Origin of the sequence: Methylobacterium sp. WL69 (genome assembly GCF_008039485.1) — a bacterium.
Lineage (GTDB): Bacteria > Pseudomonadota > Alphaproteobacteria > Rhizobiales > Beijerinckiaceae > Methylobacterium.
In genome coordinates this window covers 102427-116046 of sequence record NZ_VRUZ01000004.1, presented here as the reverse complement: position 1 = coordinate 116046, position 13620 = coordinate 102427, and the positions used below count along the sequence as shown (strand labels likewise).

At 68.9% G+C, this 13620-nt stretch carries 13 protein-coding genes and 1 pseudogene; 7 read left to right on the top strand and 7 right to left on the bottom strand.

All coding sequences use genetic code 11. The features are described from left to right. A pseudogene (locus FV218_RS23075) lies at nucleotides 1–123 on the top strand (porin family protein); the annotation flags it as partial. A gap of 224 nt (nucleotides 124–347) precedes the next feature. After that, nucleotides 348–1061, top strand: coding sequence for a DUF2076 domain-containing protein (locus FV218_RS02745; RefSeq protein WP_147708607.1), 714 nt, complete (start codon nucleotides 348–350; stop codon nucleotides 1059–1061). Nucleotides 1062–1151: 90 nt separating this feature from the next. On the opposite strand, the gene FV218_RS02740 is transcribed toward FV218_RS02745, so the two are convergent. Beyond that, nucleotides 1152–1934, bottom strand: coding sequence for a L,D-transpeptidase (locus FV218_RS02740; protein ID WP_147708606.1), 783 nt, complete (start codon nucleotides 1932–1934; stop codon nucleotides 1152–1154). A 241-nt stretch (nucleotides 1935–2175) separates the two neighbouring features. On the opposite strand from FV218_RS02740, the gene FV218_RS02735 reads away from it, so the two are divergent. From FV218_RS02735 to moaD, 4 genes are all read left to right on the top strand, one after another. Next, a complete protein-coding gene (locus FV218_RS02735; RefSeq protein WP_147708605.1) occupies nucleotides 2176–2910 on the top strand; it encodes a protein phosphatase CheZ in 735 nt (244 codons plus the stop codon). Nucleotides 2911–2952: 42 nt separating this feature from the next. Next, nucleotides 2953–5019 (top strand): excinuclease ABC subunit UvrC, encoded by a 2067-nt coding sequence (gene uvrC, locus FV218_RS02730; protein ID WP_147708604.1) that lies wholly within the window; start codon nucleotides 2953–2955, stop codon nucleotides 5017–5019. A gap of 84 nt (nucleotides 5020–5103) precedes the next feature. Continuing rightward, the gene (gene pgsA, locus FV218_RS02725; RefSeq protein WP_056085967.1) at nucleotides 5104–5703 is read left to right on the top strand and encodes a CDP-diacylglycerol--glycerol-3-phosphate 3-phosphatidyltransferase; all 600 of its coding nucleotides are present in this window, start codon (nucleotides 5104–5106) and stop codon (nucleotides 5701–5703) included. A gap of 10 nt (nucleotides 5704–5713) precedes the next feature. Further along, entirely contained in the window at nucleotides 5714–5965 is a 252-nt protein-coding gene (gene moaD / locus FV218_RS02720; RefSeq protein WP_147708603.1) for a molybdopterin converting factor subunit 1, read from the top strand. A 221-nt stretch (nucleotides 5966–6186) separates the two neighbouring features. Here moaD and glmM read toward each other — a convergent pair whose 3' ends face one another. The 6 genes from glmM to FV218_RS23070 form a co-directional block, all read right to left on the bottom strand. Then, nucleotides 6187–7530, bottom strand: a complete 1344-nt coding sequence (gene glmM / locus FV218_RS02715) for a phosphoglucosamine mutase (RefSeq protein ID WP_147708602.1) — start codon at nucleotides 7528–7530, stop codon at nucleotides 6187–6189. A gap of 256 nt (nucleotides 7531–7786) precedes the next feature. Next, nucleotides 7787–9709 carry an ATP-dependent zinc metalloprotease FtsH gene (gene ftsH, locus FV218_RS02710; protein ID WP_056085972.1) on the bottom strand — a complete coding sequence of 641 codons (1923 nt, stop codon included), beginning with the start codon at nucleotides 9707–9709 and terminating at the stop codon, nucleotides 7787–7789. A 50-nt stretch (nucleotides 9710–9759) separates the two neighbouring features. Beyond that, on the bottom strand, nucleotides 9760–10863 hold the full coding sequence (tilS, locus tag FV218_RS02705) for a tRNA lysidine(34) synthetase TilS (RefSeq protein ID WP_246684962.1): 1104 nt from the start codon (nucleotides 10861–10863) through the stop codon (nucleotides 9760–9762). After that, nucleotides 10860–11786: a tol-pal system protein YbgF gene (ybgF, locus tag FV218_RS02700; protein WP_147708601.1), complete on the bottom strand. Its 927-nt coding sequence runs from the start codon at nucleotides 11784–11786 to the stop codon at nucleotides 10860–10862. The genes tilS and ybgF overlap by 4 nt, the downstream gene beginning before the upstream one ends. A gap of 134 nt (nucleotides 11787–11920) precedes the next feature. Next, a complete protein-coding gene (pal, locus tag FV218_RS02695; protein ID WP_056085974.1) occupies nucleotides 11921–12445 on the bottom strand; it encodes a peptidoglycan-associated lipoprotein Pal in 525 nt (174 codons plus the stop codon). A 296-nt stretch (nucleotides 12446–12741) separates the two neighbouring features. Beyond that, nucleotides 12742–13155, bottom strand: coding sequence for an Hpt domain-containing protein (locus FV218_RS23070; protein ID WP_246684961.1), 414 nt, complete (start codon nucleotides 13153–13155; stop codon nucleotides 12742–12744). Nucleotides 13156–13233: 78 nt separating this feature from the next. Here FV218_RS23070 and FV218_RS02685 point away from each other — a divergent pair, with 78 nt between their 5' ends. Beyond that, the gene (locus FV218_RS02685; RefSeq protein ID WP_147708600.1) at nucleotides 13234–13620 is read left to right on the top strand and encodes a response regulator; all 387 of its coding nucleotides are present in this window, start codon (nucleotides 13234–13236) and stop codon (nucleotides 13618–13620) included.

Sequence of the window (13620 nt, the reverse complement as noted above, 5' to 3'; positions counted from 1 at the left end):
GCCGGCGCGACCATCTTCACCAACAGCCCGGGCGTCGTCCTGGCCAGCGGTGGCCGTCAGGTCCGCGACACCGAGTTCGCCGTCGTCCGCGCCGGCCTGAACTACAAGTTCGGCTCGTACTAGGACCCGACCGGCGCCCCTCACCGGGCGCCACCGGCTCCACGAACCAACGAAGAGCCCGGCCGAAAGGCCGGGCTTTTTCGCGTTCCGGCCATGGCCCGAGACGAATCGTTGCATCCGGAACGGCGGAGTTTGCGTTGAGCCCCTGACAAAAGCCGATGGCATCCCCCATCTGTGAACCGCCAGGGCGGTGACGACGCCGCCGGCTTGCCCAGGAGGACGACTCCATGAACAGCGAAGAACGCGACGTCATCGGCGGCATTTTCCAGCGCCTGGAGCAGGCCGCGAGCCAGCCCCGCGATTTGGAAGCCGAGCGCTTCATTGCCGAGAAGCTGCGCGCCCAGCCCTACGCGCCCTACGCGATGGCGCAGCTCATCTACGTGCAGGAAGAGGCGATCAAGAGCCTGAACCAGCAGCTCGAGCAGGCCAAACAGGCGAGCCAGCAGCAGCCTCAGGGCGGTGGGGGCTTCCTGTCGAGCATCTTCGGTGGCGGATCGCAGCGTCAGGAGCCGCAGCGTCCGGCGGGTCAGGCCTGGGGCAACCAGGGCCAGCCGCAGCCGGGATACGGTCAGCAGCAGCCCGGTTACGGCCAGCAGCCCGGCTATGGCGGTCCCCAGCAGGGCGGGCCCTGGAGTGGTCAGCAGCAGGCACCGGCGCGTGGCGGCGGCTTCATGGCGACCGCGCTGCCGATGGCGGCGGGCGCGGCAGGCGGCATGCTGCTGGGCAGCGCCCTGTCAAACGCGTTCGCGGGCGGTCATTCGTCCCTCGGGAGCTCGGCTGCGGCGGGACTGCCCGCAGCGGGTGCGGCGGCAGGCGGCGATTCCGACCTCGGCTCGGCGCTCGGCGGCGGCAACGACTTCCAGGAAGCATCCTTCGGCGGCGACGCGGGCGATGATTTCGGCGGCGACCTCGGCGGCGGCGGCGACGACGATTGGGTGTGATCTCCAAAACCCGGTCGTCCTCTGGCGGCCGGGTCGGAGGGGAATGTGAAGGACCGGCTCCGCGCCCCGGGGAACCGGTCCTTCCTCGTTTCAGAGCACCTCGACGCGGGTGCCCACCGGGGTACGTTCATAGAGGTCGATGACGTCCTCGTTCATCATTCGGATGCAGCCCGACGAGACCGACTGGCCGATGGTGTGCGGCTCGTTGGTGCCGTGGATGCGATAGAGCGACGAGCCGAGATAGAGGGCGCGCGCTCCGAGCGGGTTGCCGGGGCCGCCGGCCATGTGGCGCGGCAGGTCGGGACGTCGCCGGATCATCTCCGACGGCGGGGTCCAATCCGGCCATTCGCGCTTCTGGCTGATGGATTTCAGGCCCGACCAGGCGAAGCCCGGCCGCCCGACGCCGATGCCGTAACGGATCGCCTTGCCGCCGGGCTGGACGAGGTAGAGAAACTTCGTCGGCGTATCGACCACGATGGTGCCCGGCTGCCGGCCGCCGTCGTAGTACACGACCTGGCGCGCGAAGCGTGGGTCGGGCGTGCGGGCGATGGTCTCCGCCCCTGGCCTCGCCTGGGCTGCGATCGGGTCGCGCTCGTCCGCCTGCGGCAGGGCTGCGAGGCGCATGCGTGTGGGCGCGACATCGGCGGGGGCCTGCGGCATCACCTCGGGGACGCGATCACCCGACGAGAGGCGGCGCGGGATGGCGCCCTCGGGCCGGCCAGTCGTCCGCACCGGACCCGACGGGGGAGCCTCGCTCATCAGGAACTCGATGAGCCCGCCGCCGTAGCGGCCCGGACCCGCCTGCGCCTGTGCGGCCCCGCCGCCCAGCACCATCGCTAGGCCGGATACGGCCACCCACCATTCGAACCGCATGATCCCTCCTGCCGACACCTGCGACCCGTTGGGGTCTCGTCCGGTCGAGGATCGTGGGCGGAGGGTCCGTGTCCGGTGAAGGAACGTGGTGAATCCTTCACGAAAACGGGGTGAGACGGAGGCTACGAGGATTCAGCGTGAACGCGCGGTAAAGGTTGCCCGATCGTTGCGCCATTCAAGAAATGGCAACCAGTTTGGCCGATGGTCCCAGCGCTGACCTCTGGCGGGCTTGATCTCACCGATGACCACGAAACGTTACCGCATCGAAGACAGCCTCGGCATCGCCGCGAGCGTACCGGTTCCGGAGGCGGCCGTGTCCTCCGAGGCCGTGACCCTGAACAACGCCCGCCTCGAAGAAATCCTGTCGGCGATCCAGGACCTGCGGCGCGTCACTCAGACCAGCACCGTGGAGACCGTGGAGGCTTGCCGGCGCGAGCTGAGCGAAGCCTTCGCCATGCGCTCCGAGCTCGACATCATGAAGGATGCGATCACCCGCACCAAGCAGGAGATCGCCACCCTCTACCGCTCGGAGAACACCGGCAAGGGCATGCGCCGGGTGGCCGGGGAACTCGACGCCGTTGTCGACTCCACCGAGCAGGCCACGAGCACCATCCTGGGCGCCATCGAGGAGATCGAAACCAACGCCAGCATGCTGCGCGCCATGACCACCACCATGGCGGGCCGCGAGAACATCGACGCCATCCTCGAGCGCGTGGTCATCGCCTTCGAGGCCTGCAATTTCCAGGATCTCACCGGGCAGCGCATCAACAAGATCGTCGGCGTGTTGAAATTCATCGAGGAGCACCTCGACCGGATGATCGACGCCTGGGGCGGCCTCGACACGTTCAGCGAGCTTCTCGGCGTCAACGGCGGCAAGATCGACATCGAGGACGAGAGCTCGCTCCTCAACGGGCCGAGGCTCGCCGGCGACGACGGCCACGTCGATCAGGGCGACATCGACGCCCTGTTCGACTGATCGCCCCTTCCCTCGCGAATCCGGGCGGCTTAGATCAGCCCCATGAGCCGCGAGAACAACCGCGAGACCGCGAAACACAGGAGCCTCTCGGACGTGCCGCCGGAGGATCTCGACGAGGGGGACGAGGCGGACGAAGCCGCTGAACTCTCACAGACCGACGAATCCCCCGAAATCGATTTCGATTTCGAGGAGGGCGCGGTGAAGGCCGGGACGGAGATCATCCGCCGGTTCTGGTCCACCCTGCCGTCGGGGCCGGGCGTCTACCGGATGTTCGATGCCAAGGGCGACGTGCTCTACGTCGGCAAGGCGAAGAACCTGAAGGCCCGCGTCGGCTCCTACGCCCGCGGCCAGGCGCATTCCAACCGGATCGCCCGGATGATCTCGCAGACGGCGGCGATGGAGTTCGTCACCACCGCCACCGAGACCGAGGCCCTGCTGCTCGAGGCCAACCTCATCAAGCAGTTGAAGCCGCGCTTCAACGTGCTGATGCGGGACGACAAGTCGTTCCCCTACATCCTGGTCACGGCCGATTCCGAGGCGCCGCAGATCGTCAAGCATCGCGGCGCCCGCCGGCGCAAGGGCAGCTATTACGGGCCGTTCGCCAACGTCTGGGCGGTCAACCGCACGGTCAACGCCCTCCAGCGCGCATTCCTGCTGCGGACCTGCACGGACAGCTACTACGAGAACCGCACCCGGCCGTGCCTGCTCTATCAGATCAAGCGCTGCGCCGGCCCGTGCACGGGCGAGATCGCCCTGCCGGAGTATCAGGCGCTGGCCGACAACGCGAAGGCGTTCCTCGCCGGCAAGTCCAACGCCGTGAAGGACCGCATGCGCGAGGAGATGCAGGCGGCCTCCGAACTGATGGAGTTCGAGCGCGCGGCGCGGTTTCGCGACCGGATCTCCGCGCTGTCGGCGATCCAGGGGACGCAAGGGGTCAACACGCAAGGCGTCGAGGAGGCCGACGTGTTCGCCCTCGACGAGCAGGCCGGGCAGTTCTGCATCGAGGTGTTCTTCTTCCGCAACTTCCAGAACTGGGGCAACCGCGCCTACTTTCCGAAGGCCGACCGCAGCATGACGGCCGACGAGGTTCTGGCCTCGTTCATGGGCCAGTTCTACGACGACAAGCCGGCCCCGCGCCTCGTCCTCGTGTCCCACGTCATCGAGGACGCCGAGCTCCTCGCCGCCGCCCTGTCGAGCCGCACTGACTACCGGGTCGACATCCACCTGCCCCAGCGCGGCGAGCGCAAGAACCTCGTCGAGTACGCCCAGCGCAACGCCAAGGAGGCTTTGGGCCGGCGCCTCGCCGACACCGCCTCGCAGGGCAAGCTGCTGGTGGCCCTCGGGCAGTCGTTCGGGCTGGCGGCGGCGCCGCGCCGGATCGAGGTCTACGACAACTCGCACATCATGGGCACGAACGCGGTCGGCGGCATGATCGTCGCCGGGCCGACGGGCTTCGCCAAGACCCATTACCGCACCTTCAACATCAAGTCCGAAGAGCTGACCCCGGGCGACGATTATGGGATGATGCGCGAGGTGCTGCAGCGCCGGTTCAAGCGGCTGGTGAAGGAGAATCCGCGCAATCCCATCCAGGCGGCCATCGCCGATGCGGAGCCGGCCGAGGTTGCCATGCCCGAGGTCGATTCCGAGACCATGCCGGTCTGGCCCGACCTCGTTCTCATCGACGGCGGCAAGGGGCAGCTGGACGCCGCGCGCACGGCCCTGGAAGAGATGGGCGTCACCGACGTCGCCCTCGTCGGCATCGCCAAGGGGCGCGACCGCGATGCCGGGCGCGAGACCTTCTTCGTGCCGGGGCGCCCGCCGTTCAAGCTGCCGCCGCGCGACCCGACCCTGTACTTCGTCCAGCGCCTGCGCGACGAGGCCCACCGCTTCGCCATCGGCACCCACCGGGCCAAGCGCAAGCGCGAAATGATCAAGAACCCCCTCGACGAGATCGCCGGCATCGGTCCGATGCGCAAGCGCGCGCTCCTGCACCATTTCGGCACCGTGAAGGCGATCCAGCGGGCGGCTTTCGAGGATTTGGCGAAGACGCCCGGCGTCAACGCGGCCACGGCGCGCGCCGTTTACGACTTCTTCCACGCCCAATCCTGATACATCCAGGCCTGAGCGGGCCGTCCCCTCATGAGAGAGGCATAGCGGTTGACCCCCACCCCACCCCATGGTTTCACCGCGCCGATGGAGCCGACCCCAACCCGTCGCCGTTCACCGGCCTGGACGCTCGCGAACTGTCTGACCTACGGGCGGCTCGTGGCGGTGCCCGTCGTCGTCGCCCTGCTGTACTGGCCGGTGGAGAACACCGCCCGCTTCGCAGCCCTCGGCGTCTACATCCTGGCCGCCATCACCGACTACCTCGACGGCTACGTGGCGCGGACCTACGACCAGAGCTCGGCCCTGGGGCGGATGCTCGACCCCATCGCCGACAAGCTGCTGGTGGCCGCCTGCCTCCTCATGCTCGCCGCCGACACCACCATCCACGGTTGGACCCTGTGGGCGGCCATCGTGATCCTGTGCCGGGAGATCCTGGTCTCGGGCCTGCGGGAGTATCTGGCCGAGCTGAAAGTCGGCGTGCCGGTGAGCCGTGTCGCCAAGTGGAAGACCACCCTGCAACTCATCGCCATCGGTTTCCTCGTGGCGGGTCCCGCCGGCGAAACGATCCTGCCGGGTACGATCCAGACCGGAACCTACCTGCTGTGGATCGCCGCAGCCCTGACGCTCTACACCGGGTGGGACTACATGCGGGCGGGGATCAAGCACGTCATCGACGACCCACGCTGAGAGGCTCGCCATGAAGCTCGTCTATTTCGCCTGGGTGCGCGAGCGCGTCGGCAAGGCCGAGGAGGTGGTGGATCTGCCCGCCGGCCTCGACACCGTCGCGGATCTCCTCCGGTGGCTGCGCGGCCGGGGCGAGGAATACGCCTACGCGTTCGAGGGCGACGGTGTGGTGCGGGTGGCCATCGACCGCATCCACGCGAAATCGACTGCGCCCCTGGCCGGTGCCTCGGAAATCGCGTTCTTCCCGCCGATGACCGGCGGCTGAGACTGTCTGATTGCGCGCTCGGGGTCTTCTCCGGTCCGAACCGGGGTCATCAGTCGGCAGACGGAAAATAGGCGCCCCAGTCGCACCCCCCTCGCCGCGACCCGGTCCAGACATGTCGGGATGGGAACGCCAACGTCATCGAAGAGCGCCGAGCCAGAGGAAACAGGGCGTCCCGTGCGGCACCGAAAACCATCGGGTCCCCGAAGACGATCCGTAGCCGATCAGGCGGCGGCCTTCGCCACGGCGTCCACCACCGTGTCGACGACATCCGACACCAGGGTGCGGTCGTCGCCCTCGGCCATCACGCGGATCACCGGTTCGGTGCCCGATGCGCGGATCACGAGGCGTCCGGTGTTGCCGAGGCGCTCGCGGGCCTGGGCGATGGCGGTGACGACGGCGTCCGCCCGAAGGGGCTCGCCCGCGCGGTAGCGAACGTTGCGCAGGATCTGCGGCAACGGGTCGAAGCAGTGGCAGACCTCGCTCACGGGCCGGTCCGAGCGCTTGACCACGCTGAGGAGCTGGAGGGCGGCGACGAGGCCGTCGCCGGTGGTGGCGTAGTCCGACATGATGATGTGGCCGGATTGCTCGCCGCCGAGGTTGTAGCCGTGCTCGCGCATGTGCTCGAGGACGTAGCGATCGCCCACCGCCGTGCGCGCCAGGGACAAGCCGATGCCGCCGAGATAGCGCTCGAGGCCGAGGTTGGACATGATCGTCGCCACAAGCCCCGGCTGGGTCAGGCGGTCGTCCTCCTGCCACGAGCGGGCGACGACGGCCATGAGTTGGTCGCCGTCGACGGACTGGCCCTTCTCGTCGACGATGAGGACGCGGTCGGCATCGCCGTCGAGGGCGATGCCGATGTCGGCGCGCAATTCGCGGACCTTGGCGGCGAGGGCCGCCGGTGCCGTCGAACCGACATCCTGGTTGATGTTGAAGCCGTCCGGCTCGACGCCGATGGCGATCACCTCGGCGCCGAGCTCCCACAGGGTCTCGGGCGCGACGCGGTAGGCCGCGCCGTTGGCGCAATCGACCACGATGCGCAGGCCGTCGAGGGTGACGTTGCGCGGGAGCGAACGCTTGGCGAACTCGATGTAGCGGGCATGCACGCTCTCGATGCGCTTGGCCCGGCCGAGGTCGCGCGAGCCGGACAGGCGCTTGTGAAGCTCGCCGTCGATGAGGGCCTCGATCTCGCGCTCGACCTCGTCGCTGAGCTTGAACCCATCGGGCCCGAACAGCTTGATACCGTTGTCCTCGAACGGGTTGTGCGAGGCCGAGATCATCACGCCGATATCGGCGCGCATGGAGCGGGTCAGCATCGCCACCGCCGGCGTCGGCATCGGCCCGAGCTGGAGCACGTCCATGCCGACGGAGGTGAAGCCCGCAATCAGGGCGGTCTCGATCATGTAGCCGGACAGGCGGGTGTCCTTGCCGATGACCACACGGTGGCGGTGGTCGCCGCGCTGGAAGATGATGCCGGCCGCCTGCCCGACCTTCAGGGCGAGTTCCGGCGTGATGACGCCGTTGGCGCGGCCCCGGATGCCGTCGGTTCCGAAATACTTGCGCGACATGGTTTTCGCGATCCGTCTTTTGTTGGCTGCGATGGCGCTTGTCGGATATGGGGCGGTCCCGGTCCGTCCCACCAAGCCGCCCTCCTGAACGTCGGTCGAGCAGAGCTTACTGCCTTGAGCCCGAAGGTCCGGTCGAGAAAGATGACGGCCCGATCCGCGGCGGTGGACAAGTCCGATGCGGTCGACGGCCCCCGGATATACGTGAGCCCGCCGGGGGGCGGGCTCACGGGATCGTCGGCTGGGTACCGATGGAAGATCAGGCCTGCGGTTGCGGCTCCAGGCCGCCATCGGTCTCGCGCGGTCGCCCGCGCCCGGCGGACGGGACCGAGGAGCCGCGCACCGTATTCGACGGGCCGTCACCGGAATCCCGCACCGGCGGCCTGCCGGCGATGAGATTGCGGATTTCGTCCCCCGACAGGGTCTCGTACTCGAGGAGCCCCTGGGCCAGGGCTTCGAGGTCGTCCTTGTGCTCGCCGAGGATGCGGCGCGCCTCCTGCAGGCCGGTCTCCACGAGACGGCGGACCTCGGCGTCGATCTTCTGGGCGGTGGCCTCCGACACCGTCTGCTGACGGCCCATGGACATGCCGAGGAACACCTCGTCGTTGTTCTCGCCGTAGGCGACGGTACCGAGCTCGGGGCTGAAGCCCCAGCGGGTCACCATCATGCGGGCGAGGCGGGTCGCCTGCTCGATGTCGGACTGGGCGCCGGAGGTCACCTTGTCGGCGCCGAAGGTCATTTCCTCGGCGATGCGGCCGCCCATCATGATGGCCAGGCGCGAAGTCATCTGCTCGAAGGACATCGACAGCTTGTCGCGCTCGGGCAGCTGCATGACCATGCCGAGGGCCCGGCCGCGTGGGATGATCGTCGCCTTGTGGACGGGATCGGTGGCCGGCACGTTGAAGGCGACGATGGCGTGGCCGCCCTCGTGGTAGGCGGTCAGCCGCTTCTCGTCCTCGGTCATGACCAGGGTGCGGCGCTCGGCGCCCATCATCACCTTGTCCTTGGCGTCCTCGAACTCGTGCATCGTGACGATGCGTTTTCCACGACGAGCGGCGAGCAGGGCGGATTCGTTCACCAGGTTCATGAGATCGGCGCCCGAGAAGCCCGGGGTGCCGCGCGCGATGACCTTCAGGTCGACGTCCGGCGCCAGGGGCACCTTGCGGACGTGGACGCGCAGGATGCGCTCGCGGCCGACGACATCGGGGTTCGGCACCATGATCTGGCGGTCGAACCGGCCCGGACGCAGCAGGGCGGGATCGAGCACGTCGGGCCGGTTGGTGGCCGCGATGATGATCACGCCCTCGTTGGCTTCGAACCCGTCCATCTCGACGAGGAGCTGGTTGAGGGTCTGCTCGCGCTCGTCGTTGCCGCCGCCCAGGCCGGCGCCGCGATGGCGACCCACCGCGTCGATCTCGTCGATGAAGATGATGCAGGGGGCGTTCTTCTTCGCCTGCTCGAACATGTCACGGACGCGGCTGGCGCCGACGCCGACGAACATCTCGACGAAGTCCGAACCGGAAATGGTGAAGAACGGCACGTTGGCCTCACCGGCCACGGCCCGGGCGATGAGGGTCTTACCCGTGCCGGGGGGGCCGACGAGGAGCACGCCGCGCGGAATGCGGCCGCCGAGTCGCTGGAACTTCTGCGGGTCGCGCAGGAACTCGACGATCTCCTGAAGATCTTCCTTGGCTTCCTCGACACCGGCCACGTCATCGAAGCTCACCCGGCCCGAAGCCTCGGTGAGGAGCTTGGCCTTCGACTTGCCGAAGCCCATGGCGCGCCCGGCACCGGACTGCATCTGCCGGCTGAGGAAAATCCAGGCGCCGATGAACACGAGGATCGGCAGCCAGCTGACGAGGAGCTGGATGAACCACGGCGTGTTGTCCGAGGGCGGACGCGCGGTGATCTGGACGCCCTTGCTCTGGAGCTTGGAGACAAGACCGGGATCGTTCGGCGCATAGGACGAGAAGTTGCCGCCGCCGACATAGGTGCCGCTCACGTCCTGCCCGGAGATCACCACCGTCTGAATCTTACCGGCATCGGCATCGTTCAGGAGTTGGCTGTAGGCGATCTCGGCGCCGCCGCCGCGATGTCCCGGATTCTGGAACAGGGTCACAAGGGCGAGCACGAGCAGGAAGATGACGACCCACAAGGCGAAATTGCGGAAGTTCGGGTTCATCGATCAATCCCTGGGGGGGCATCCGGGCCCGCGGCGCGAATGGGCGGTTATCAGTCCGGACACTCCAGGCCAATGTAGGCAGCCCCGTCTCCCTTGCCAAGTAAATCGCGCGCGCCTGCGGCAAGGCCGTCCCCAGCCCCATCGCGACCGGTCCGTGCGGGCGCGGCCGCGAGGGTGAGTCCCCTGCCCCGCGTCAGGGAAACCAGCATCCCCGCCAGGGTCCGGCGCAGGGGCGTCCGATCCCGGAGGGCGGGGCGCAGGGCTTCGAGCACGAGGGATTCGATCCGCTCCAGGCGCGGCCGCCCCGCCCCGGCCTCTGCGAGGGCCTGGATGAGGACACGGATCAGGATGGTGTCCGGCAGGGCGGCCAGGCTCGACGCGTCGAGGCGGACGAGGCTGGGACCGTCGGCCGGACGGCGCGCCGCCAGATACGCGGTGCGCGCGGTCTCCGTCAGGGCTTCGTCGTCGCGGGCACAGCGTGCGGCGAGACGCGTCAGACGCGTGTCGCTCAAGCCCTCGCGGGCGAGGTCCGGCAGGAGGCGACGCAGCCGAGCCCGGGCGAAGCGCGGATCGGCGTTCGACTCATCCTGGACGGGGACAAGTCCATCCGCCGCGCAATAGGCGACGAGGTCGGCCTTCGGTCGGTGGAGGAACGGCCGCCCGAGGCGGACCACGCCGACGAGGAGGCGTACGGCCCGCATGCCGGCGAGACCCGCCGGGCCGCTCCCGGCCAGGAGCCGCATGAGGACGGTTTCGGCCTGATCGTCGCGGGTGTGCCCGGTCAGCACCCACCCGACCCCGAGATCGTTCGCGTGATCGCCCAGCAGCCCGTACCGGGCCGAACGAGCCGCCGCCTGAAGGCCGTTGGCGGGCTTCGGACTGGTCCAGACGAGGGTGCGGTGCGGCAGGCCGAGGTTCCGGGCCATCGCCGCGACGCCCTCGGCCTCCGAGGCCGAGGCGGCTCGCAACCCGTGATCCACGGTGGCGACGTGGAGGGAGACCGTCGGTCCGGCCCGGAGGGCGGCCCGCATCAGAGCCGTCGAATCGGGGCCGCCCGAGACGGCGAGGAGCACGCCGCCATGCGGGATCGCAGGGGCGACGAAGGGAGCGAGTTCCGCCTCGATGGCGGCGGGGTCGAACGCCGTTACGGTCACGCCGCGCAGCGGGCGCGTTTCTGTTCGCGGGTCACGCCCTGGCGCACGGAGGGAGCGGCGCCGGGGAACTTGCGCTCGAGCTCGGCGAGCGTCGCGCAGGCCTGCTCGCGGGCGCCCAGCGCGTTCAGAGAGGTGCCGAGCTTCAGCATCGCATCCGGCGCCTGGGGCGAACGGGCGTAGTCGGTGGAGACCTTCAGGAACTGCTCGGCCGCCTCCCGGTTGCGATTGCGCTGAAGGTAGCTCTCGCCGAGCCAGTAGGTCGCCGCCGGCACGAGCCCGTCGCGCGGATGGGACTGAATGAACTGGCGCAGGCCCATTTCGGCCTGCTCGTACTGGCGCTGGAGGATGTAGGCGTAGGCCGATTCGTAGTCGGCCCGGGCGTCGCCCGTGGCGGTGGCCGCGATTCCGGGGCGGGCCGGCTGCGCGATGGCGCCAGTGGTCGGTACCCGCGACGGCGGCGTCAGATCGACGGGGCCGCCGAAGCCGGGAGCCGACAGGCCCGGCTCTTCGTCGTCGGCCTCGACCACCGTCGGCGGCACAGTGCGGGCACGGGGGGGCTCGGCCACCGGTGCGGTCGGAGTCGTGGCGCCGAGCTGCATCGGTGCGCCCGGCCGGCCGGGATTTTGCTCAGGATCGAAGGCGTCACTGCGCTTGGCCGGCTTCTGCGGCGCGCCGCTCGGGGAGGCCGCGCCGCGGCCGCCCTTGGCCTCCTGCAGGCGGAACTCGACATCCTCCTGGAACTTGCGCAACTGCTCCTTGAGCTGACGATTCTCGTACTGGAGCGTCTCGATCTGCCCCGCCTGCTGGCGCGACTGATTCTCGAGCCGGTTCAGCCGCACGACGAAATCGGACCCGTCCTGGGCGGTCGCCGGAGACAGGGCCAGGAGGGTGAGACAGCTTGTCAGGAGGAGGCGACGGAGCATGGCGATCGGCACCGGTGAAGTATCCCGCGAAGGCCGCCGCAGCGGCCTTCCGCCCCATAACAGGTGTCCCGCATCGCGGCAAAAGGCAGGCTCGCCCAGTGGGCCCGGCCGTCGTGCCGGACCCGGCCGGCGGATCAGGAGCCGGCGCCCCGGTCGAGGACTGTGACGGCGCGGCGGTTCTGGGACCAACACGAAATGTCGTTACACACGGCCACGGGCCGTTCCTTGCCGTAGGAGACGGTACGGATGCGACCGGAGGCAATGCCGCGTGAAGCGAGGTAGTCGTTCACCGCCTGAGCGCGGCGGGCACCGAGGGAGAAGTTGTACTCGCGGGTGCCGCGCTCGTCGGCATGCCCCTCGATGAGGAAGGTGTAGCGCGGATAGCGCTGGAGCCAGCTCGCCTGCTTGTCGAGGGTCGCCGTGGCCGTGGACGTCAGATCCGTCGAGTCGGATTCGAAGAACACCCGGTCGCCGATGTTGACCACGAAGTCCTGGGCGCTGCCGGGCGTGCCCGCCCCGGCCCCGTAGGCGCCGCCCGCGCCGGCGCCGAAGCCGGAGGCGTCGGCGAGATCCTTGTCGTTGCTGCAGGCTGCGACGCTGAGGGCGGCGCAGAGCGCCGCCGCGAGGCTGAACACGCGGGAGCGCGCGATCGTGGTCATGGTCCTGTTCTCCTCGGACGGTGCCTGCGGCCGGTGCGTCCCGAAGGGTGGCTCGCACGGCGTCTTCAGGCTCGTCTGTCTAAGCCGGTCAGGTTAAGCGAAGGTTCCGTCAACCTTGACGGTGCGTTTCCACCACCGATTCGTGGCAGGCGCCGTGTGCCCCCGCACCGTGTCTTCGATGCGACGAACTTCCTCCGACAAGATGGCGGCATGGGGACCGGCGGGACCGAACCCGACTTTCCGGTCCACCCTGTCGCATCGAGGCAACGGTCCGACTCTCTGCGGCGCGTACTCCGTCAGGCCGCCAGGGCTTCCATGTCGCAGATGGCCGCGATCGCCCCCTCGGCCGCTGCCCGGGCCGCGCTCAGGGGAGCCACCAGATCGGCGCCGAGGAGGCAGGCCTGCTCCATCTCCAGGCAGCGCCGTGACAGATCGAAGAAGCCGAGGGACCCGCTGACCGACAACAGGGTGTGAGCATCGTGCCGTAGGGCCAGACGCTCGGTTTCGGGCCAGCCGAGCCGCTGCGAGATCTCGAGCTTGAGGTGAGCCAGAAGGTCCATCAGCCGCGCGTGCCCGAACACGCCTTCGAGTTCGGCGAGAGTCGCCGGATCGTAGACCGGCACTCCACCGGCGCATCGCGAGACGACATCTGTGTCGAACGGGTCGGCGAGGGTCGGGATCTCATGGAGGGATGGCGCGAATATCGGCACGAGCGAACCGTCGCTGACGTTGATGCAGGCTTAACCATTACAGGATACACGCGTCCGTGCAAAGTGTTGGGAGATGTGATGGATTCCCGCTGCCGGGTTCTGATCGTCGAGGATAACTACCTGCTCCTCGACATGCTCACCCGCGTCTGCGAGCAGGGCGGATCGTCCGTGACCGCCGCCTCCAGCGGCGAGGCGGCCCTCACGACCATTCGCGAGGCGGGGGGCGCCATCGACTGGTTGTTCACGGACATCAACCTGCCCGGCCTCGTCGACGGTTGGAGTGTCGCCGACGCGTTCCGGGCCCTGCATCCCGGCCGGCCCGTGGTCTACGCTTCCAGCGGCACGCATCCCCGGGGGCGGGCCGTCAGCGACAGCCTGTTCGTCGCCAAGCCGTTCCGAATGCAGCCCATCGCCGAACTCGCCCGCGGCATCGCCGTCGCGAAGGGTTCGCACGCCACCGGCTGA

Coding starts and splice junctions, on each gene's coding strand:
- FV218_RS02745 (WP_147708607.1), top strand. CDS start 348: ATGAACAGCGAAGAACGCGACGTCATCGGCGGCATTTTCCAGCGCCTG.
- FV218_RS02740 (WP_147708606.1), bottom strand. CDS start 1,934: ATGCGGTTCGAATGGTGGGTGGCCGTATCCGGCCTAGCGATGGTGCTG.
- FV218_RS02735 (WP_147708605.1), top strand. CDS start 2,176: ATGACCACGAAACGTTACCGCATCGAAGACAGCCTCGGCATCGCCGCG.
- uvrC (WP_147708604.1), top strand. CDS start 2,953: ATGAGCCGCGAGAACAACCGCGAGACCGCGAAACACAGGAGCCTCTCG.
- pgsA (WP_056085967.1), top strand. CDS start 5,104: ATGGAGCCGACCCCAACCCGTCGCCGTTCACCGGCCTGGACGCTCGCG.
- moaD (WP_147708603.1), top strand. CDS start 5,714: ATGAAGCTCGTCTATTTCGCCTGGGTGCGCGAGCGCGTCGGCAAGGCC.
- glmM (WP_147708602.1), bottom strand. CDS start 7,530: ATGTCGCGCAAGTATTTCGGAACCGACGGCATCCGGGGCCGCGCCAAC.
- ftsH (WP_056085972.1), bottom strand. CDS start 9,709: ATGAACCCGAACTTCCGCAATTTCGCCTTGTGGGTCGTCATCTTCCTG.
- ybgF (WP_147708601.1), bottom strand. CDS start 11,786: ATGCTCCGTCGCCTCCTCCTGACAAGCTGTCTCACCCTCCTGGCCCTG.
- pal (WP_056085974.1), bottom strand. CDS start 12,445: ATGACCACGATCGCGCGCTCCCGCGTGTTCAGCCTCGCGGCGGCGCTC.
- FV218_RS02685 (WP_147708600.1), top strand. CDS start 13,234: ATGGATTCCCGCTGCCGGGTTCTGATCGTCGAGGATAACTACCTGCTC.